Raw genomic sequence first — 20353 nt, 5'->3', positions numbered from 1 at the left:
GAACCGTCAGAAGCCGACCCGATCTGGTGATCCGTCAGCGAGCTCATCAGTGTCTCCCTTGATCAGGGTGTCCACCTGATTCATGACACTCCCCGCTTCGCGCTTGCCTTGCGCGAGAAGTCGGCGAGTCCGACTTCTCGGTCTGTTGCGCTGGCCGGGGAAGTCGGTGGGGTCAGGGGGTGGGCCAGGTGCGGAGGCCGGTGGTGAGGACGGTGATGAGGCGGTTCTGGGTGGTGGCCAGGTCTTCGGCGAGTTGGAAGCCGCCGCCGATGGAGAGGGAGGCGAAGCCGTGGGCGACGGAGCGGACGGTGCGGGCGGCGTGGATCGCCTCCGCGCCGTCGAGGCCGTACTCCCGCAGGACGGCGATGATCACCCCGACCAGCCGGGCCGCCGCGTGGGTGAGGTCGTCGTCGGGCTGCGGGGCCTGGGGGAGGGCGGTGTAGCGGTGCGGGTGCTCGGTGGCGTACGCGTGGTAGGCGCGCAGGACGGCGGCGACGGCGTCGTCCCCGCTGCGGCCGACGGCGGCCTCGGCGAGCCGGTCGGCCAGTTCCTCGGTGACCCGGACGGCGATCAGCCGCCGCAGTTCGGCGAGGCCGCCGCTGACGTGCTTGTACAGCGACGGGGTGGCGACCCCGGCCCGGGCGGCGACGGCGGCCAGGGTGAGGGCGTCGAGGCCCTGCTCGTCGATGAGGGCGAGGGCGTGGCCGACGACCTGGTCGGGGGTCAGTCCTACTCGGGGCATGGGTGCGGTCTCTCCGGTGGAAGGGGCGGCGGGGCCGGGTCGGCTCAGGCGAGTTCGGCGAGGAAGGGCAGCAGGGCGTCGGCCGTGGCCTGCGGGTTGTCGGCCATCGGGTAGTGCCCGGACCCCTCGATCATCACCTTCCGGGCGCCCAGCGCCGAGGCCTGCCGGTCGGCGACGACCTCCGGCTTGGGGAAGTCGGGGTCCTTGCTGCCCATGACGACGAGCGCCGGGCAGCGGACGGCCTCGGTCCAGCCGACCGGTGCGGAGTCGCCGGCGACCTGCCCGCGGGTGGCGGTCTTGCGGCCGGGGGTGCGCAGCGCGGCGACGAGTCCGTCGACGTACGCGTCGAAGTCGGCGGGCTTGGCGCCGGGGAAGGCGAGCTTGCGGTGGTACAGGCCCCAGAAGGCGGGCCAGTGGACGAGTGCGGCGCCCATGGCACGGACGACGCCGCGCATCAGGGCGTTCGGCGGCGGGTTCTCGATGAAGGCGTCCAGCAGGGTGATGCCGGCGACGCGGGCGGGGGCGTCCCCGGCGACCTTGACGACCGTCGCGCCGGTGTAGGAGTTGCCGACCAGGACGGCGCGCTCGATGCCGAGGTGGTCGAGCAGGGCGAGGACGTCGGCGGCGATGGCGGCGGGGGAGTAGTCGTCCCAGACGATCGAGGATTCGCCGAAGCCGCGCAGGTCCATGGTGACGACCCGGTGGCCGGCGGCGGTCAGCAGGGGGTGGAGGTGCCGGTACGCGGCGCGGGTGTCGAGCATCCCGGGGAGCAGGACGACGGGGGTGCCCTCGCCGTGTCGGGTGTCGTCGTAGGCGATCCGGCCGCCGTGGACATCGAGGTACTGGGTGCTGGGGGCGCTGGTGGCGTTCATGGTGGGCCTCCTGGGACCGCCGGTGCGGGTCATCGGCCGTTCTGCCGATAGCCATAAAGCTAAGGCTAATAGCCTTAGCCGTCAAGCTCTCGGCAGGCAGTCGGAGTGTCGACCCTCGGAGTCCGCCCCTCAGGCCCCCTCGACCTTGAACGGGTCGTGTTCGCTGAGCAGCTTCTCCAGCCGGGCCTGGTCCACCCGGGTGACGATCTCGTTCGTCTCCTGCCGGTCGCGGATCACCTTGGCCAGCGTGAAGGAGGAGGTGACGGTGTAGAGGAGGCCGATGCCGAGGAAGGCCCGGGTCCAGCCGCCGACCGGCAGGTAGGCGATCCCGACGGCGAGGGCGCTGCCGGACAGCGCGAAGGACAGTACGGCCTGGAGGTGGTACGCGGCCGTCGTGCGTGACTGCATCGGTGCGTTCATGGCGCCAGAATGCGGCGGCGCGGCCGGGCCGCACATGAGTAGGAGTACTCAGGTGGGGGGTCGTTCGTTGACGTCCGATCACGTTAGGTGGCGTCAATGGTGGTCAAGGGGCGCAAAACGCCCATCGTGTCCCAGATTGCCCCGCCCGTCTCCGGTCGGCCCGAGCGAACGGCTTGGAATCAGGGCCTCCTAGGATTAACGTTTGATAACGCAGCGCGGTCGTCAACGCCGTACCCAGACGGCACCGTGCGCCGTCGCCTAATCCCGCCGGCCGGCCTCCGGGCAGGTCAGGGAGCCGGGGAACCACGTTCCTTGGGGTGAATCGGCAGGGCTCCGGCCCGGCCGTAGGAGACCTTCCTGCTCCGAACCCGTCAGCTAACCCGGTAGGCGCGAAGGAAGGAAAGGAGCGCGCCTCCGTGGCGTCGACGCACACCCCGGCACACCCGGCCGGCCCCGCAGCCGGTACCCAGCTCCTCGACCACCCCGGCCCGGACAGCCCCGAGCACTCCGGCCCGGACGTCGAGACCAACCGGCACCGGATGCCGCGTCAGACCCGTGGGGCCTCCCCGCTGCTCGGCGTCACTGCCGTCGCCGCGACCCTGGGCGCCACCGGCTTCGCCTCCGCCACCCCGGCTGCCGCCCCCGCCATCGAGGCCCCGGACGAGACCCCGGTCGCGCTCTCCGCCGACCCCGGCCTCGCGCTCGCCGCCCGCATCCAGCAGCAGGCCGACAGCCAGCGCACCGCCGCCGAGGAGGGCGCCCGCGTGCAGGCCGCGAAGGAGGCGGAGGCCAAGGCCGCCGCCAAGGAGGCCGAGGCCAAGCGGGCCGCCGACGAGGCCGAGCGGGCCAAGGCCGCCGCCCTCACCCTGCCGGTGCGCGACTACAACCTCTCCGCCCACTACGGCCAGAGCGCCCGCTACTGGGCCCACCTGCACACCGGCCTGGACTTCGCCGCCGACACCGGCACCCCCGTCTACGCGGTCGGCCAGGGCACCATCACCTCGGCCGGCTGGTCCGGCTCGTACGGCTACCGGATCGTCGAGACGCTGCCCGACGGCACCGAGATCTGGTACTGCCACCTCTCCTCGATCATCAAGGGCTCCGGCAAGGTCGGCTCCGGCCAGCAGATCGGCAAGGTCGGTGCGACCGGCAACGTGACCGGCCCGCACCTGCACCTGGAGGTCCGCCCCGGCGGCGGCGCCCCGGTCGACCCGGAGACCTGGCTCCAGCAGCGCGGCCTCAACCCCTGACGCACCCGCGAAGCCCTTGACGCACCCGCGAAACCCTGACGCACCCGCGAAGCCCCGGCCGCACACCGCGCGGCCGGGGCTCCGTCACATCACGCCCGGACGCGCCGGGCTCAGACGCGCCGCGCCCGCACACGTCACTCCTGCACACGTCACTCCTGCGCCAGCCCCGCCAGATACGTGTCGATCTCCTCCTGCCCCGGCTCCGGCGCGAGGTCCGGGAACTCCGTCACCAGCAGCCGCGGCAGCCCGGGCGCCGTCCACTCCCCGTACAGGTCGAGCGCCGCCTCCGCCGCCGCGTCCTCGAACTCCCCGAAGTCCCCGGCGAGTTCGTCCGGCATCGGCCGGCCCAACGCGGTCAGCTCGGCCAGGTTGCGGTAGCTGCGCCGCATCAGGCCCTGCTCCAGCAGCCGGCGCGCGCCATCGGTGGCCATGCCGACCGACAGCACCCGGGCCGGGCCCCAGCCCTGCTCGTCCACCTCGTCCAACCAGCCGGCCTGCCCCAGCGCGGCGAACGCGGCCAGCCGCTCGTCCTGCGTCAGCTCCCGGAATCCGGCCAGCCAGGCCCGGACCTCGGCCTCGTCCGCGACGTCCACCCCGTGCGCGTGCAGCAGCAGCGCGTACAGCCGGGGCCAGGTCACCAGGTCGGCGCGGCGCAGCAGCCCGGCCGCGACCTCGCCCTGCCACTCGGCCTCGGCGTGCAGCCGTTCCTGGCGCTTGGCGTTGAGGCGCTTGGCCGCCCGCTGGTGGTCGACCAGCAGCCGCACGGCGGCGCCGTACGCCAGCGGGTCCGCCTCCGGCTCGGGTTGGACGTACAGGTAGAGCCGCTCGTACAGCAGGTGTTCCACCGCGGTCGAGGTCAGTTCGGGCCAGCCGTCGTGCATCCTGCCCTCGCCCAGCTCCAGCAGGGCCAGCACCGCGCGCAGCGGCGCCTCGGCCACCGGGGCGCGGTCCTGCGCCGCCGCCCAGGCGAGCAGGTCGGCGGCCCTGGTGCGCGGGGCGAGTCGCAGGTCTTCGTCGTTCATAGCTCGAACGGTAGCCGCTGGCCGGGGGTAGGGTCGGCTGCCATGGTCCCCGTCCGACTCACCGGCCCTCGCCTGGCCATCCGCGAGTACCACCACACCCCCGGTGACGTGGACGCGCTGTACGCGCTGTTCGGTGACCCGGAGGTCACCCGGTACCTCCCCTTCGATCCGCGCGACCGCGAGACCTGCGCCGACCAGATCGAGCTCTACCTGGAGGAGGCGATGGCGCCGGAGCGGGACACCTACCGGCTCGCCGTCACCCGGCGCGCCGACGCCGAGGACCCGGCGGACGCCGCGCCGATCGCCCACGCTTCCCTCACTCTCGGCGGGTACCGCTCCGCCCACCTCGGCTACGTGCTGGACCGCGAGGTCTGGGGCCGCGGCTACGCGGGCGAGATCGCCGGGCTGCTCTGCGACCTCGCCTTCGGCCCCCTCGGGCTGCACCGGCTGGCCGCCCGGGTCGACGTGGACAACGCGGCCTCCGCCAAGGTGCTCACCCGGCTCGGGTTCCAGTGGGAGGGGCGGGTCCGGCACGACCTGTGCAAGGGCGGCGTCTGGTCCGACTCCCACCTGTACTCGCTGCTCGCCGACGAGTGGCCGGGCGCGGACGGCTGACGACCCGCGGGGACGGCCGCCCGGCTCTCCCTGCCCGGCCCTCCCCGACCACCCTCCCCGACGACCGTCCCCGACCACCCGCGCAGACCGCCCGCCCCGCCCGAGGCGGACCCGAGACCGGCCCGGGGGTTAACCCCACCCCTGATCCGCCAGGCCTCCGGATCCTCCCCGGCTCGCCGTCCGGCCAGACTGGGAGCATCAGCCACCGAGAACGAGGGACCGAGGCCGGGACATGATCAGCAGCCGAAGCACGCTGGACCGCGAGTGGGACGTCCTCGGCGGTTACGGCGACGACCAGCGCTCCACCCGGGCCCACCGGACCGAGCAGCCGCCGGCCGTCTGGTGGGCGCCGTTCTCCGCCCACTACTACCGCGAGATCGGCTACACGCTCACCGGTCTGCCGGTGGCGATCGTCGGCTTCGCCCTCGCGACCACCCTGTTCTGCGTGGGGATCGGCACCTTCGTCACCGTCCTCGGCGTGCCCGTGCTGGCCGCCCTGACCTCCGCCGCCCGCGGCATGGGCCGGCTGGAGCGTGCCCGGGCCCGCGGCATGCTGGCGCTGGACGTGCCCGGCCCGGCGCCGGTGCGCCAGGTCCGCCAGGGCGCCTGGGGGGCGATCACCGCGCGCCTGGCGGACGCGGCCGGGTGGAAGGCCGTGCTGTACCAGGTGGTGATGCTCCCGTGGGCGATCTTCAGCTTCGCTCTGTCGCTGGTGTTCCTGGTGCTCGGCTGGGCGATGGCGCTGTATCCGCTCTACCACTGGGTGTTCCCGACCTTCACCACCTGGCGCGGGTACCGGCTCTTCGACTTCTACGACAGCGACCACGTCCGGCACCTCTACTACGTCGAGGGGGCCTGGCAGATCGCCGCGTTCTCACTGACCGGGATCCTGCTCGTGCTCTTCACCGCGCAGCTGGTCCGGGGCCTGACCAACGTGAACCGGGCCGCCGCCCGTGGCCTGCTCGGCCGCTGAACCCGCTGAACCCGCTGAACCCGCTGAACCCGCTGAACCCGCTGAACCCGCTGAACCCGAAGGCCCCACCGGCCCCATCGGCCCCGCCCGCGCCCCGGACGTACTCCGGATGCGGGCGGGGCCGGCCCGTGTTCGGATGGCCGGGTGTCCGCCGTACACACCCCCGCCGACCCGAGCGCCGTGGGCCGGGACATCCTGGTCACCTCCCGTCCGCTGGACGAGTACTGCGCCCTGTTCGACCTCACCCGGTCCCAACTCGCCACGCTGCCAGGGCCGTTGCTGGACTGTCCGGGCGGCGCGGCCGGCCTGGCCGCCGAGGCGCGTCAACTCGGCTGCCGGGTCATAGCCGCCGACCCGGCGTACGCGCTCCCCGCGCCCGAGGTCGCGGCCCACGCGCTGGCCGCCCGGGCGTCGATGGCCGCCGCACTGGCCGCCCGCCCGCACCTGTACCCGGCGCCGCGCCCCTGCCGGTCGGACCGCTACCTGCGCAGCTGGGACCGCGCCCGCCGCCTGTTCGCCGCCGACTCGGCCGCGCACCCCCAGCAGTACGTGGCCGCCGCGCTGCCCCGACTGCCGTTCGCGGACGGCGCCTTCGCGCTCACCCTGAGCGGCTACCTGATCTTCGCCTACCCCGAAGTGTTCGGCCCCGAGAGGCAGTTGGAAGCCCTGCTGGAACTGGTCCGGGTCACCTCCCCGGACGGCGAGGTCCGCGTCCAACCGCTGCACGACGGTCGTGGCCGCCGCTGCTGCCACCTCGACCCACTGCGGTACGCGCTCGGCGAGCACTGTGTCGCCAGCGAGATCCGCCGCTTCCCCCGCCCCGAGGACGGCCGCACCCGCCGCGTCCTGGTCCTGCGGGCAGCCGACCGCCGACGTCGGGACACCCTCGGAATGTAATGGCTGCTGGGTCACTTCACCCCTATACTCGAACGAGTGATCGAAACGACTGTCAGGCGCGCCCGAGCGGCCGACGCCGACCGGCTCACCGAGCTGATCCAGGACTCCGCCACCTACCGCGGTGACTACGCGGCGATGATCGACGGCTACCGGGTCACCCCCGAGTACATCGCCCGGCACGAGGTGTCCCTGGCCTCGGACCCGGCCACCGACCACCTGCTCGGCTTCTACGCCCTGATCCGCGAACCGGCCGAACTCGACCTGATGTTCGTCGCCGACCCGGCCCAGGGGCGAGGCGTCGGGCAGCAGCTGATCGCGCACATGCTGGAGCGCGCCCGCGAGGCCGGCATCACCGCCGTCAAGGTGGTCTCCCACCCGCCCGCCGAGCGCTTCTACCTGCGGATGGGCGCCGAGCGCGTCGGCACCTCCCCCGCCCGGGGCCGGATCACCTGGGACCGGCCCGAACTGCGCTTCACCGTCTAGCCGTTCTCCACCGGAGGCGCCGCCGAAGACGTCTCCACCGGGGGCGTCTCCGCCGAAGGAGCCGCCACCGGGGGCGTCTGCGCGGTGGCCGTCCCCGCAGGGTCCGGCGCCGTCGACTGCACCGGAACGAAGGCCGTCACCTCCAGCCGGGACAGTATCTTCTCCGCCAGCCAGCTGCGGTCCGACCCGTACGGGATCCCCTCCGGCAGCATCAACTGCCTGGCCACCGCGTCCCGCAGCCGCTGCGCCTCGGCGCCGGGCAGCCGGGAGAGCAGGCCCCGGGCGGCCAGCAGCGCGTGGTACTGCTCGAAGCCGGAGCGCGGCCGCTCGATCGCGTCCAGCACGCTCGGCAGGTCGGCCAGCGACGGGTCGCCCTGCATCAGCGCGAGCGCCTGGATCCGCCGGCCCTCGGAGCCGTCCGCGTACAGTGCCCGCACCTGGTCGGCGTTCAGCGCCGAGCGGCGCGCGGTCGAGCGGACCTCGGCCACCACACCGTCCGGCCCGGACGACGCCGAGGACGCGGGCGGCAGCTGCGCGGCCAGCGCGCCCGGCTGCTCCGCGCTGCCGCCGAGCAGCCCGAGGTGCTGCATCGCCCGGACCCGCAGGTCGTCGGCGCCCACCTTGTCGCCCCGCCGGTCGCGGTCCTGCCCGGCGAGGAAGAGGTCCAGCGCCTGGTCGGCGTCGTTCAGCACCTGCGGCAGCGCGAGCCGGGTCACCAGCCAGCCGGCCAGGAAGCCGAAGACCAGGAAGTACAGCACCAGCGCCGCCGCGAACGGCACCGCGGAGCCCTCCCCGCCGAGCGCGGGCGCCAGCGCCGTACCGAGCTGGTGCAGCCGCTCGCCGAGCGAGCCCAGCTGGGTCAGCCCGACGCCCAGCAGCACCTTGGTCAGCCAGTCCGACACCTGCTCCAGGTTGGTGTTCGGCGCGTACGAGCCCTGCGGCTCCTCGGCACCACCGCGCACCCGGGGCACCCCGAACAGGAAGCCGAGCGCGCCGCCGAGCACCGCCGCGGCCCCGGCCACCACCAGCCCGCCGCCGAGCGCCTGCCAGGCCTGCTCCTGGCCGAGCGAGAACAGCAGCAGCCCGAGCAGCCCCGTTCCGGCCAGCACCCCGGCCGCAGCCCACTGCGCCGTCCGCTGCGCCGCCGTGCCGCCCCGCCGCGCCTTCGCCATCGCCTACCCCCTGTGCCCGCACCGCTCCGCTCCGGAACCCGCGCCGACTCTAGCGCCGCGCTCCCACCACGGGAACGGCTCGGGGCGGGCCCGGGTACGACGCGGAAGGCGACGAAACCGGCGGAGAACGCGGCGGGAGAACGCGGACCGCCCGCGGGCCGCTCCTCCGGGTCGGCCCTGCCCCGACCCGACCGGCCGACCCGACCGGCCCCGCGCCGATGGGCGCACGCCTGTCGCCGGCACTGATCAGCACGGATGAATTACCGGTGGTCCAGGACCGCCTCCGGTATGCGCGGCCGACCGATCGGGTACCGCTGCCTCGTCCGTCTGCCAATCCGGCCCGCACAGCCCAGACCCGGAGGTCCACATGTCCACCGGCTCCAGCGCACGGAACTGCCCATTCGACTTCGCCGAGGCCCTCGAGTTCGACCCGACGCTCCGGCAGCTCATGAACGAAGCACCGGTCAGCCGCATCCGCCTCCCCTACGGCGAGGGGGAGGCCTGGCTCGTCACGGGGTACGACGACGTGCGCACCGTGACCACCGACCGGCGTTTCAGCCGCCACGCCATCGTCGGCCGGGACTTCCCGCGCATGACTCCCGAGCCGATCGTCCAGGCCGAGGCGATCAACGTCATGGACCCGCCTGCCAGCAGCCGCCTGCGCAGCCTGGTGTCCAAGGGCTTCACGCCCGACCGCATCGAGCGGATGAGGGACCGTACCCAGCACGTGGTGAACGAGCTGCTGGACCGCATGCGGGACCAGGGGCCCCAGGCCGACGTCATGGAGCACCTGGCCCACCCGCTCCCGCTGATCACGATCTGCGAGGTCCTGGAGATCCCCGAGGCCGATCGCGCACAGCTGCGCGCCCACGCCCGGACGATGATGGACGTCAGTCTGGACAACAAGCCGGACGCGGTGCAGGCCAAGGCCGACCTGCGGGCGTACTTCGCCCAGCTGACGGCCGAGCGGCGCAGGAACCCCGGCGAGGACCTGATCAGCGCACTGGCCACGGCCCGTGACGGCGACCAGGTGCTCGACGAGAAGGAACTGACCGTGATGGCCATGGTCCTCCTGATCACCGGCCAGGACACCACGACCTACCAGCTCGGCAACCTCTCGTACACCATCCTCACGCGGCCCGACGTGCTGGCCGTACTGCGCGAGCAGCCCGAGAGCCTCCCTCAGGTGATCCAGGAGATGCTCCGCTTCATCCCCTTCCGCAAGGGCGTCGGCATCCCCCGGGTGGCCCTTGAGGACGTGGAGTTGAGCGGGGTGACGATCCCGGCGGGGGACATCGTGCACGTCTCCTACCTGACCGCCAACCGGGACGGCGACAAGTTCGACCGGCCCGACGAGCTGGACCTGGCGCGGACCAGCCCGTCCCACATGACCTTCGGCTGGGGTGCGCACCACTGCCTCGGCGCGCCGCTCGCCATCACCGAGCTCGAAGTCGCCCTCGGGACGCTGCTGGAGCGTTTCCCCGGGATCGCACTGACGAAGCCCGCCGAGGAAGTGCAGTGGAACACCACGTCGATCTGGCGCTATCCGCTCGCGCTGCCGGTCACCTGGTGACGGTGTTCCGCACGAGCGGATGACCAGGCTGCTGGTCGAGATGCCGGTCGGCCCGCACACCCCGGGGTGTGCGGGCCGACGTGCGCGATCGACCCGCCTCCCGTAGATTGAGTTGGCGTGGCTCAAACCGGCTCGTGGCCGGTGCCACTGCCCGCACGGCGAGCATCCGATCCTCAAACTGCCGGCCCGTCTGATCCCCCGGTGAGTCCCATCCGGTGCCCCCCCGTCGCGCCACCTCCGCGCGTCCGGCCGGCAGCGGCTGCCGCCGAGTGGTGAATTCCCCGCCCCTTCCGGGTCGTCCTGGGAACACCGCCCGTCAGGAGGAACCCCCATGGCAGTTCTGTGCAAACCGGCGATAGCCGTACCCGAGCACGTCATCACCAACGAGGAGACCCTCGACCTGGCTCGAATGCTTCACCACAACCATCCGCAGATCGACCTGGCATTACGTCTGATCAAGAACACCGGGGTGCAGAAGCGACATCTGATCCAGCCCATCGAGGCGGTGCTGGAACACCCCGGGCTGGACGCCCGCAGTGCCGTCTACGAGGCGGAGTCCAAGGCCCGCGTTCCGGCCGTGGTGTCCAAGGCCCTCGAAAACGCCGAAGTGGAGCCGTCCCAGATCGACTTGATCGTGTACGTGTCGTGCACCGGCTTCATGATGCCGTCGCTCACGGCGTGGCTGATCAACAAGCTGGGCTTCCGGTCGGACACCCGGCAGCTGCCGATCGCCCAACTGGGCTGCGCGGCCGGCGGCGCGGCGGTGAACCGGGCCCACGACTTCTGCCTGGCCTACCCCGACGCCAACGTGCTGATCGTGGCCTGCGAGTTCTGCTCCCTCTGCTACCAGCCCACCGACCTGGGTGTGGGGTCGCTGCTGTCCAACGGCCTGTTCGGCGACGGGATCGCCGCCGCGGTGGTCCGGGGCGAGGGCGGTACCGGGATCCGGTTGGAGCGCAACAGCTCGTACCTCATCCCGAACACCGAGGATTGGATCTCCTACGCGGTCCGCTCCACCGGCTTCCACTTCCAGCTGGACAAACGGGTGCCGGGGACGATGGAGCCCCTCAGCCCGGCTCTGCGCGCGCTGGCGGAGCAACACCAGTGGAACGTGGGCAAGCTGGACTTCTACATCGTCCACGCCGGCGGTCCGCGCATCCTGGACGACCTGAGCCACTTCCTGGAGGTGCCGCCCGTGGCGTTCCGCTTCAGCCGGGCCACCCTCACCGAGTACGGCAACATCGCCAGTGCGGTGGTGCTCGACGCCCTGGCCCGGATGTTCGACGAGCAGTCCGTTCTCGACGGCCACCACGGGCTGCTGGCCGGGTTCGGCCCGGGGATCACCGCCGAGATGTCCCTGGGTACCTGGACGTCCCCCGAATCCTGACCCCGGGCCGCCGCCTCCCCGTGCCGCGGCCTCCCCCGGTCGGCCGATCCGGACGGGAGAGGGCAGGGCTTCCGTGGTTGCATCGAGCTCTGGAGGTGATCCTGTGGAGACCGAGGACGGGACCCAGGGGAACCGCGCTTTGCCCGCCATAGCGCGGAGACCCTTACTGGCGGCGGCTGGGCTGATGTCGGTGTTGGCCGGCCTGGGAGCGGATTCCGCTACCGGGCGGGCCACCGCCCGTCATCCCGGCGCTATGGCGCACGGCGCCATGGAGCTCGGCACCATGGAGCCGGTCAAGCCGGTGCACACCACCGAGGAACACTGGGGCGACATCGTGCGCGCCCTCGGTCGGCCGGGCAACCTCATCCGCGGGACCTACCACCACACGCCCTTCCCGCGACACGACCTGCGCGTGCTCTGCCGCGGTGTTGCCGTCACCCCGGGGCTCGCGCTCGGCTCGCACGTCTCCTTCGCCCGCTACGACGACGGCAGCACGCTGATGATGGGCGATCTGGTGATGACCGAGGACGAACTTCCGGCGATGACCGACGCGTTCCAGGCCCACGGGATCGCCCAGACCGCCATCCACAAGCACCTGCCGTCGCACGAGCCCAACGTCTGGTGGACCCATGTCTGCGCCCACGGCCCTGACGCCGTGCAACTGGCCCGCGGGCTGCGGAGCGCGCTCGACCGCACCGGCACGCCGCCGCCGCCGCAGGGGCTTCGGCCGCAACAAACCCTCGATCTGGACACCGCCGGCATCGACGCCGCACTGGGCACCAAGGGCTCGGGCAGCGGCGAGGTCTATACCTGTCTCTTCGCCCGCCGGGAGACCGTCATCGACGAGGGGCACGTCCTGCCGGCCGGCCTGGGCGCGACCTCGGCCTTCAACTTCCAACCGCTCGGCGGGGGGCGGGCCGCACTCAGCGGAGACCTCGCCATGATCGCCACCGAGGTCCAGGACGTGCTCGCGGCGCTGCGGCGGGGCGGTATCGAACTCGTCGAACTCCACAACCACGGTCTGACGGACGAACCGCGCCTCTTCTTCACCCACGTCTGGGCCGTGGGCGACGCCGTGGACCTGGCCAAGGCGGCCCGTCCCGCGGTCGCCGCCACCAACGCCGTGCCGGTCGCCGTGTGATCCGGCCGGCGGCCGGAACGAATCCTCCGGCGACACCACGGGGGACATGCCGAACCCCCGGGGCCTCGCGTTGAGGGTGTCCCGGGGGCACGACAACTTCTGCGCGTTCCCGTCCGCAGGGCTACGACTAGGCCGTGAGCTCCACGGAGGCGCGCCCGAGCGAGTCAGACGCGCACGCGCGCGCAGTTGCGTTGGTACTCAACTCAGGATCACCTCCTTTCCATCGTGTCTCCACGATAGGCAGCCGATCGGACGGAGGGCAACGGATTATCGGCGGCCGCCGGTCGGGCCGCCGGTCGGGCCGCTGCTCGGGCGATCGTCCAGGCCGCCGTTCAGGCCGTCGCGAGCCGGTCCTTGAGTCGGCGGTGCCGCGCTTGGAGCCGCCCGTGCCGTCCCCGGTCCCGGTCCCGGGGGAACGCAAAGGGCCCGGAGGACGAATCCTCCGGGCCCTTTGGCTACTGAGTAGCGGGGACAGGATTTGAACCTGCGACCTCTGGGTTATGAGCCCAGCGAGCTACCGAGCTGCTCCACCCCGCGTCGGTGAACACAACAATACGGGGAAGTCGCCGAGATGGGAAATCGGTTCTTCAGGCCACCACGGCGGAACGCTCGGCGGCCCGTCTCCCGCGCCGGGCGGTGTGCCGGACGGACCGGGTTCTGGCCCAGGCGGCGAAGCAGACCAGCGCGGCGAAGCAGGGCACCATCAGCGCCCCGTAGACGACCAGGAAGCCGTCCGTGCCCAGGTCGGCGGCGGCGTTCCAGGTGCCGTGCAGCGCCATCGCCAGCAGCAGCCCGGTCGGCGCGGCCAGCCGGGCCAGCCAGCGCCGCCCGGTGGTCAGGGCGACGGCCAGGCCGATTCCGGTGAGCGCGGTGAACAGTGGGTGCGCGAAGGGGGAGAGCAGGGCGCGCAGCACGAAGGTCTGCACGGTGCTGTCGAAGTCGCGCAGGCTGGGCGGATCGCCGAGGCCGATGCTGTCCAGCCGCTGCCGCTGGTCGCTGGTGAACGCCCGGCCCAGGTAGAGGGCGTTCTCGGTGAAGGCGAAGCCGCAGGCGGTCATCCCGCCGAGCACCACGCCGGCGGTCAGGGTGCGCGGCCGGGAGCGGCGGTGCGGGCCGCCGCCGGACGGCGGGGCCGGGCACAGGTACGGCAGCGGACGCAGGTACGGGCGCAACCGCAGCCGGTCACGGGCGTGCGGACCGGTCGGCCGGCGGGCGTACGTCCGGGGACGGCGGGGGGCCGGGAGCTGGCGCAGCAGCGGTGCGCAGGGGCGGCCGGTGCGGCGGCCGTGGCAGCGCAGCCGCTGGCCGAGCGGCAGCAGCAGCACCAGCAGGGCGGTGGCCTTGGCGGTCTCCTCGATCATCGGGGTGGCGATGCCGGCGCCCAGCAGTTCGCCGAGCGGGCCCTGGTGCGAGGTCAGGTAGCTGGCGGTCCAGTTGTTGGCGACGATGGCGACGGTGGTGGCCGCGCAGGCACCCCAGCCGAGGCAGAACACGGTGTGCCGCAGTGGCACCCGGGCGGTCAGGTTGAGCCAGGCCAGGGCGCCGAGCACGAACGGCAGCGGCACCATCGCCAGGCCGATGCCGACCAGCAGCCCGACGGTGCCGGTCTGCCGCTGGACCAGGTGCAGGATCAGCACCCCGCAGCCGACCAGGGTCAGCACGGCGGTGGCGGTGACCGAGGAGACCGCCACCGAGCGGCCGGGTCGGGCCGGCGCCGCGGTCACGGCCGGCGGTGGTGACGTGGCGCCAGGCCAGGGCACGAGGCGGTGGACCCGGCGCCTCCGGGGCCCCGGGATGGTCCGGGTGTCGCCGGTGCGCGGGACCGTCTCCGGTACGTCAGCGGCGGCCTGGACGGTGGCCCGGGACCCGCCGCCGGCCGGGCTGCCCATGCGGCACAGGGTAGGCCACCGCACCCGTCCGTCGGGAGGACTCGGGACGAACCGTCTCCCCGGGGCAGGACCGTCCGGTCATCGTGGGGCGGCCTGTTCGAACCGTCGTCGGCGGCTCAGCGGCGGCGGAACAGCAGGTCGTGGACGACGTGGCCCTTGGCCAGCCCGGCCCGCTCGAACTTGGTGACCGGACGCCAGGCCGGTCGCGGCGCGTAGCCGGGGATGCTGCCGTCCGGGTGGTCCGCGGGCTCCAGCCAGCCGCTGCCGTCACCCTCGGGGTGCAGGTTCTCCAGCTCCGGCGAGGCGGACAGCACGGTCAGCATCTGCTCCGCGTACGGCTCCCAGTCGGTCGCGCAGTGCACCAGGGCGCCGGGGGCGAGCCGGGGCAGCACGAGGTCCAGGAAGGACGGCTGGACCAGCCGCCGCTTGTGGTGCTTGGGCTTGGGCCACGGGTCGGCGAAGTAGACCCGCAGGCCGGCCAGCGAGGCGTCCGGCAGCATGTCGCGCAGCAGGATCACGGCGTCGCCGGCGGCCAGCCGCACGTTCCGCGAGCCGTCGCGCTCCAGCAGGCCGAGCAGGTTGCCGTGGCCGGGGGTGTGGACGTCGGCGGCGAGGATGCCGGTGGCCGGGTCGGCGGCGGCCATCGTGGCCGTGGTCTCGCCCATGCCGAAGCCGATCTCCAGGGTGACCGGCAGCTCGCCGAACAGCTCCCGCAGGTCGAGCGGGCTGCCGTCGATCGGTATGCCGTAGGTCTCCCAGCCCCGGTCCAGGGCACCCGCCTGGGCGTTGGTCATCCGGCCCCGGCGCGGCTGGAAGCTGCGGATGCGCCGCTCGCGGTGCTGGGCCTCGGTGGCCTTGTGCGGGTACATCGGCGCGGGGTAGCCGGCCGGCGCGGCGGACAGCCGGGCGGACGGCGAGGGCTGGGGGATCGGGGCGGTGGCAGTCACAATCACCCGAGTCTACGGGGCCACCGGGCGCCGCCCGAAGGTGCTGTGACCGGGCTCATCCGCCGGCTTCCAGCGCGGCCAGCGTCCGGCGGGCCACCTCGCGGCCGATCGGCAGCGAGGCCGTCGCGGCGGGGGACGGGGCGTTCAGCACGTGCACCGTGCGGCGCGGGGAACGCGGGTCCGCCGGGTCGAAGCCGGCGAAGGCGAAGTCGTCCAGCAGCGAGCCGTCCCGGGCGACCGCCTGGGCCCGGACCCCGGCGCCGGCCGGCACCAGGTCCTCGGCGGTGACGGCGGGCAGCAGCCGCCGCACGGCGGCGGTGAACGCCCGTTTGGACAGCGAGCGGTGCAACTCGCCGACCTCGTACCGCCAGTGCCGCCGGGCGATCCGCCAGGCGCCGGGGAAGGCCAGCGTCCCGGCCAGGTCGCGCGGGCGTACGGTGCGCCAGTCGTAGCCCTCGCGGGCCAGCGCGGGGACCGCGTTCGGGCCGACGTGCACGTCCCCGTGGACGCCCCGGGTCAGGTGCACGCCGAGGAACGGGAAGGCCGGGTCGGGCACCGGGTAGACCAGGCCGCGCACCAAGTCCCGGCGCCTCTCGGTCAGTTCGTAGTACTCGCCGCGGAACGGCACGATCCGCACGCCGGGCTCGTCCCCGGCCAGCCGGGCGATCCGGTCACTGTGCAGCCCGGCGCAGTTCACCAGCACCCGGCAGCGCAGCTCCCCGGTGGAGGTCTGCACCGTCACGCCGTCCGCCCGCCGGGCCACCGCCCGCAGCTCGCTGCCGAGCCGAAGCTCCGCGCCGGCCTCCCGGGCCAGCCGGGCGTAGGCGGTGGCGACGGCCGGGAAGTCGCAGATTCCGGTGGTGCCGACGTGCAGCCCGGCCACCCCGGTGACCTGCGGCTCGTACCGGGCGATCCCGGCCCGGTCCACCTCCGTGACCGGGATGCCGTTCGCCCGCCCGCGCTCGGCCAGCGCCGCCAGCCGGGGCAGCTCCTCCGCGCCGGTGGCCACGATCAGCTTGCCGGTGACCTCGTACGGGACGCCCTGCTCGCGGCAGAACGCCACCAGCTCGGCGGCGCCCGCCACCGCGTACCGGGCCTTGTACGAGCCCGGCCGGTAGTACACGCCGCTGTGGATCACCCCGCTGTTGCGCCCGGTCTGGTGGGCGGCGAAGCCGGGTTCCTTCTCCAGCACCGCGAGCCGCAGCCCCGGCCGGGTCCGGGTCAGCGCGTACGCGGTGGCCAGGCCGACGATCCCGCCGCCCACCACCAGCACGTCGAAGTCGTACGCCACCGCCCGCTCCTCGCAGTCCGCCCGGCTCCCCCGCCGCCGATGCTGCCACGACGGGCGGAGTCGGTCGAGGGCGCCGGGGCCGGGCGGTGGCGGCCCCGGGGGCTACGCCTGCCAGGGCCAGGCGGTGTCGCGCCCTGCTTCCAGCAGCGGGACCAGCCGGAACGCGGCGTCGCTCAGACCGCCGAAGGTGTGCCGGTTGGCGACGCCGCTCGGGCCGTGGCCGGGCGCGTAGCCGGCCAGGTTCCAGGTGTAGACGGGCACGTGGGCCGGTACGGCGGCGAGCGGGTCGCCGCCCCAGTGGCCCGGGCCGGTCTGCTCGTCGGTGACGATCACCACCCGGTCGTGGCCGCGGAAGTGCGCGCGGACGGCCTCGGCGGTGTTGGTGCCGCCGAGGTCGGAGAAGCGCTCCAGCACTCGCAGCACCGCCTCTCCCCGGCCGACCTGCAGAACCCGGCTGGTGGTGCCGAACTCGACCAGGTCGGCGTCGGCGGCCCGGATCTTCAGCGCGGTGCCGAAGATCGCCGCCGAGTCGGCCCGGTTGAGCTGGCTCTGCGCGCTGGGCCGGTCGAACATCGAGCCGGAGCGGTCCACCAGGATCAGTGTCCGGCCGGGCAGCGTGGGCACGTTGGCGAGCGAGTGGGAGAGTGCGGTCTCCAGTGCGTGCCCCCAGCGCAGCGACGGCGCGTGCCGGTGCGCGGCCAGGTAGCGGAACGGGAACTGGCGCGAGCGCCGCACCTCGTCCGGGTCGGCGATCCGCCGGGCCACCTCGGCCGCGACCGCGTCCGACACCCCGGCCTGGTCGAAGTTGCGCAGGTTGCGCACCAGCGCCATCGGGCCCATCGACGGGATGACCGCCTCCCAGACGGCCGCGTCCAGCGGGCCCTGCAGCCAGCCGGCCAGCGCTTCCCAGGTCAGCCCGGCCGCGGCCAGCCGCTCGGCGCCGCCGGGCTCGGTCACGGCCGCCCGACGCTCGCCGACGGGCAGCGCGAGCAGCTCCCGGTTGGCGGTCAGCAGCCGGTCGGACACGGGCGGGACGGCCTCCTCCGGCCGGTGCCGGCGGTCCAGCGCGTACGCGAACAGCGCGCCCTGCCACGGCTTCGCCGGATCCGGCGCGGGGTGTGTCAACTCCAGGACGTCGCCGAAGCGGTAGCCCTTGCCGGCGGTGTCGTACTTGAGCAGCGAACGGGCGTGGTAGAGCCGACGGACGGCGTCCGCGACGCCGCGCTTGACCGGCTTGGGCAGCGCCCGGCCGTAGCGCGAGGTCCAGTACGCGAGCAGCTCGCCGGGCTCGTCCGGGCGCTGCAGCACCGCGTCGACGGCCTGCCGGGAGTAGCCGTGGGCGCCGGCGTCCAGCCGGGCCCGGGTGAACTCGGCGGCGCCGACCAGCGCGGCGGTCCGCAGCTGGGCGCCGTGGCGCAGCCAGCGCAGCAGCCCGAGGGTCCACTCCGGCTCGGCGACGGCGAGTTCGCGCACCAGCGCGGTGTAGCGGTCGTCGCGGTCGCCGCCGCGCTCGTAGAAGGTGTCCTGGCCGACCATGTTGGCGATCGCCAGCAGGAAGAGTTCGGACTTGCGGTCCCGGACGAAGCCGGGGCCGCCGTTGTGGTTGACCGTGCGCCGGCCGGTGGTGGCCACGGGCGAGGTCGAACCGGCCTTGGCCTTGCGGCTGTTGAATCGAGACATGGCGAAGCCCCCCTGGCCTGCTGGTGTCGAAGCGGGAGGGAGGCAAGGCGGAACGCGGGGTGCCCGAGATCGTGCCGACCCGGCGGCCGACGTCGGCGGAGGTGCACAGTCTTGTGCTCTACCCATTGAGCTAGCGGCCGCACTCGCGCACGGCACGCCCGGGACTCGAACCCGGAACCGCAAGAACCAGAAGTAACCCCCGCCTGCGCACCGGGCACACCGGCGCACTGCCTCCCGAGATCAAAGGTGGCCGCGGTGTTTCGCGGGTTCGAACCGCAGCGCCACTATGGGCGCCTCACCAAGAAGTAACCGCTGCCGTCGCACCGGGAGGTGCGGAATTCCTATTCACGTATGGGTGTCCAGAGATCGAAGGCGGCTGAGGTGACATAGCTGCTCTGCCAACTGAGCTACACCGGCGAGTACCGGCGGCGGGACTCGAACCCGCGACACGCCCATTAAGAGTGGAAGTAACCTCTGCCTGCGCACCTGGACGAGAGAGACCATAGCGAGGCCTCTCCCGCCGGTGCATCCGAATTACCGTCAGGCGGCACGGGTCATGCCGGGGCGACGATCACCGCGCGGGCCCGTTCGGTCAACTCCCGGACGCGGCGCTCGCCCTGGAACGGTTCCAGGCGGCGCAACATCTCCACCACGTACTCCCGGCTGCGTTGCGAGGAGATCCGGCCGGCCACCTCGACGGCGCGCTCGCCGGCGGCGACCGCGGCGTCCAGGTTGCCCGCCTCGGCCTCGGCCATCGCCGAGACCACCAGCCGCAGGCCGTGCGAGCGGACGTAGCCCTCGGTGGGTTTGGCCAGCGCCTCGCGGGTGAACTGCCGGACCTTGGAGGGCACTCCGAGGTCGCGGAAGCACTCGGCGGCGTCGGCGGCGAGCCGGTCGTAGGCGTAGAAGTCGATCCACGCCGGATCGGGATCCCCGGCGCGTGCGCGTTCGAGCGCGCTCTCCGCCGCGCCGAGCGCCGTCGCGCACGCCGCCGCGTTACGGGCCTTGGCCTGGGCCCGTGCCTCGACCAGGTGGAAGAAGCTCATCGTCCGGGCGGTCGCCAGGCCCCGGTTGCGCTCCAGGGCGGCCTGGGCGAGGTCCACCGCCTCCTCGGCGAAGCCCCGGTAGCCCGCCTGCAGGCTCATCGAGGCGAGCACGTAGCCGCCGAGCGGCACGTCGGCGGCGGCCCGGGCGAGCCGCAGGGCCTGGATGTAGTAGCGCTGGGCGGCCTCGTGCTGCCCGGTGTCGAAGGCCATCCACCCGGCGAGCCGGGTCAGTTCGGCGGTCGCGCCGAACAGCGCCCGGCCGACGGTGTCGCTGTACGAGGCCAGCAGCAGTGGGGCCGCCTCCACCCGCAGGCACTCCGGCACCATCGACGAACGCCAGTCCCCGCCACCGTACTTGGAGTCCCAGCGGCGGGCCTCCTGGGCGGCCTCGCGGAGCTTGGCGGCGTCCGAGTGGCCGACCCGGTAGGAGGAGGACTCGCTCGGGGCGCGCGGTGCCTCGCGGGCGACCGAACCGTCCGCCGGGGTGATCAGCCAGCGGGAGACGGGCGTCGCGTAGGCCGCGACCGAGAAGGTGCCGGCCAGGCTGTCGCTCCAGCGGCCGCCGCCGGGTCCGCGGCGCAGGTCGAGGTCGACCCGCCACAGGTCGGTGGCGGAGCGGACCGCCTCGGCGACGTCGCGCGGGAAGGCCAGGCCGAGTTCGGGGGCCGGGTCGGTGTCGCCGAGGCCGATCTCCTCCAGCGGCACCGGGCGGCCGAGCTTGCCGCCGATCGCGGTGGCGATCAGGTGCGGGACGGGCCCCTGCGGGACCATGCCCTTGCTGACCCAGCGGGCCACCGAGGTCTTGTCGTACCGCAGGGTCAGCCCGCGTTGGGCGCCGAGGTCGTTGACCCGGCGGGCCAGTCCGGCGTTGCTGATCTGGGCGAGGGTCAGGAGCGTGCCGAGCCGTTCGTTCGGTCCTCGTGGGCTGACGGTCATGGTGGCGGCGGCACCTC

The 20353-nt window shown here is 73.4% G+C and carries 18 protein-coding genes, 2 tRNA genes and 1 riboswitch; of the genes, 8 read left to right on the top strand and 12 right to left on the bottom strand.

Annotated features, from left to right (window positions below):
* Nucleotides 1–172: 172 nt before the first annotated feature.
* From P3T27_RS39440 to P3T27_RS39430, 3 genes are all read right to left on the bottom strand, one after another.
* Nucleotides 173–742 carry a TetR-like C-terminal domain-containing protein gene (locus P3T27_RS39440; RefSeq protein WP_280686177.1) on the bottom strand — a complete coding sequence of 190 codons (570 nt, stop codon included), beginning with the start codon at nt 740–742 and terminating at the stop codon, nt 173–175.
* 44 nt (nt 743–786) lie between these two features.
* A complete protein-coding gene (locus P3T27_RS39435) occupies nt 787–1614 on the bottom strand; it encodes an alpha/beta fold hydrolase (RefSeq protein ID WP_280686176.1) in 828 nt (275 codons plus the stop codon).
* A 129-nt stretch (nt 1615–1743) separates the two neighbouring features.
* Nucleotides 1744–2034: a YiaA/YiaB family inner membrane protein gene (locus tag P3T27_RS39430; RefSeq protein ID WP_280686175.1), complete on the bottom strand. Its 291-nt coding sequence runs from the start codon at nt 2032–2034 to the stop codon at nt 1744–1746.
* A 245-nt stretch (nt 2035–2279) separates the two neighbouring features.
* A riboswitch (cyclic di-AMP (ydaO/yuaA leader) is annotated at nt 2280–2438 on the top strand.
* Between the two features lie 12 nt (nt 2439–2450).
* On the opposite strand from P3T27_RS39430, the gene P3T27_RS39425 reads away from it, so the two are divergent.
* On the top strand, nt 2451–3284 hold the full coding sequence (locus tag P3T27_RS39425; RefSeq protein ID WP_280686174.1) for a M23 family metallopeptidase: 834 nt from the start codon (nt 2451–2453) through the stop codon (nt 3282–3284).
* Between the two features lie 149 nt (nt 3285–3433).
* On the opposite strand, the gene P3T27_RS39420 is transcribed toward P3T27_RS39425, so the two are convergent.
* A complete protein-coding gene (locus P3T27_RS39420; protein ID WP_280686173.1) occupies nt 3434–4306 on the bottom strand; it encodes a hypothetical protein in 873 nt (290 codons plus the stop codon).
* A 42-nt stretch (nt 4307–4348) separates the two neighbouring features.
* On the opposite strand from P3T27_RS39420, the gene P3T27_RS39415 reads away from it, so the two are divergent.
* From P3T27_RS39415 to P3T27_RS39400, 4 genes are all read left to right on the top strand, one after another.
* The gene (locus P3T27_RS39415) at nt 4349–4921 is read left to right on the top strand and encodes a GNAT family protein (protein WP_280686172.1); all 573 of its coding nucleotides are present in this window, start codon (nt 4349–4351) and stop codon (nt 4919–4921) included.
* A 232-nt stretch (nt 4922–5153) separates the two neighbouring features.
* Entirely contained in the window at nt 5154–5894 is a 741-nt protein-coding gene (locus tag P3T27_RS39410; protein ID WP_280686171.1) for a sensor domain-containing protein, read from the top strand.
* Between the two features lie 144 nt (nt 5895–6038).
* Nucleotides 6039–6791 (top strand): hypothetical protein, encoded by a 753-nt coding sequence (locus P3T27_RS39405; RefSeq protein WP_280686170.1) that lies wholly within the window; start codon nt 6039–6041, stop codon nt 6789–6791.
* A gap of 36 nt (nt 6792–6827) precedes the next feature.
* Nucleotides 6828–7274 (top strand): GNAT family N-acetyltransferase, encoded by a 447-nt coding sequence (locus P3T27_RS39400; RefSeq protein ID WP_280686169.1) that lies wholly within the window; start codon nt 6828–6830, stop codon nt 7272–7274.
* On the opposite strand, the gene P3T27_RS39395 is transcribed toward P3T27_RS39400, so the two are convergent.
* Nucleotides 7271–8446: a hypothetical protein gene (locus P3T27_RS39395; protein WP_280686168.1), complete on the bottom strand. Its 1176-nt coding sequence runs from the start codon at nt 8444–8446 to the stop codon at nt 7271–7273. The two genes, P3T27_RS39400 and P3T27_RS39395, sit on opposite strands and share 4 nt — an antisense overlap.
* A gap of 367 nt (nt 8447–8813) precedes the next feature.
* On the opposite strand from P3T27_RS39395, the gene P3T27_RS39390 reads away from it, so the two are divergent.
* From P3T27_RS39390 to P3T27_RS39380, 3 genes are all read left to right on the top strand, one after another.
* The gene (locus P3T27_RS39390; RefSeq protein WP_280686167.1) at nt 8814–10019 is read left to right on the top strand and encodes a cytochrome P450; all 1206 of its coding nucleotides are present in this window, start codon (nt 8814–8816) and stop codon (nt 10017–10019) included.
* Nucleotides 10020–10350: 331 nt separating this feature from the next.
* A complete protein-coding gene (locus tag P3T27_RS39385) occupies nt 10351–11406 on the top strand; it encodes a type III polyketide synthase (protein ID WP_280686166.1) in 1056 nt (351 codons plus the stop codon).
* Nucleotides 11407–11659: 253 nt separating this feature from the next.
* On the top strand, nt 11660–12547 hold the full coding sequence (locus tag P3T27_RS39380) for a DUF1259 domain-containing protein (protein ID WP_280686165.1): 888 nt from the start codon (nt 11660–11662) through the stop codon (nt 12545–12547).
* A gap of 463 nt (nt 12548–13010) precedes the next feature.
* Here the strand turns inward: P3T27_RS39380 and P3T27_RS39375 are convergent.
* The 7 genes from P3T27_RS39375 to P3T27_RS39345 all read right to left on the bottom strand — a co-directional run bounded on the left by P3T27_RS39375 (nt 13011) and on the right by P3T27_RS39345 (nt 20336).
* A tRNA-Met gene (locus P3T27_RS39375) sits at nt 13011–13084 on the bottom strand.
* Nucleotides 13085–13134: 50 nt separating this feature from the next.
* A complete protein-coding gene (locus tag P3T27_RS39370) occupies nt 13135–14436 on the bottom strand; it encodes a PrsW family intramembrane metalloprotease (protein ID WP_280686164.1) in 1302 nt (433 codons plus the stop codon).
* A gap of 116 nt (nt 14437–14552) precedes the next feature.
* Complete coding sequence (gene trmB / locus P3T27_RS39365; protein ID WP_280686163.1) at nt 14553–15383, bottom strand: tRNA (guanosine(46)-N7)-methyltransferase TrmB; 831 nt, start codon at nt 15381–15383, stop codon at nt 14553–14555.
* Nucleotides 15384–15438: 55 nt separating this feature from the next.
* Entirely contained in the window at nt 15439–16674 is a 1236-nt protein-coding gene (gene lhgO, locus P3T27_RS39360) for an L-2-hydroxyglutarate oxidase (RefSeq protein WP_280686162.1), read from the bottom strand.
* A 102-nt stretch (nt 16675–16776) separates the two neighbouring features.
* Nucleotides 16777–18354: a TROVE domain-containing protein gene (locus P3T27_RS39355; RefSeq protein ID WP_280686160.1), complete on the bottom strand. Its 1578-nt coding sequence runs from the start codon at nt 18352–18354 to the stop codon at nt 16777–16779.
* Nucleotides 18355–18774: 420 nt separating this feature from the next.
* A tRNA-Ser gene (locus P3T27_RS39350) sits at nt 18775–18836 on the bottom strand.
* Nucleotides 18837–18908: 72 nt separating this feature from the next.
* Nucleotides 18909–20336: an MFS transporter gene (locus P3T27_RS39345; protein WP_280686159.1), complete on the bottom strand. Its 1428-nt coding sequence runs from the start codon at nt 20334–20336 to the stop codon at nt 18909–18911.
* Nucleotides 20337–20353: the final 17 nt, after the last annotated feature.

The sequence above is a fragment of the Kitasatospora sp. MAA19 genome, from assembly GCF_029894125.1.
Classification (GTDB): domain Bacteria; phylum Actinomycetota; class Actinomycetes; order Streptomycetales; family Streptomycetaceae; genus Kitasatospora.
This window is presented reverse-complemented; position numbering and strand designations above follow the sequence as displayed.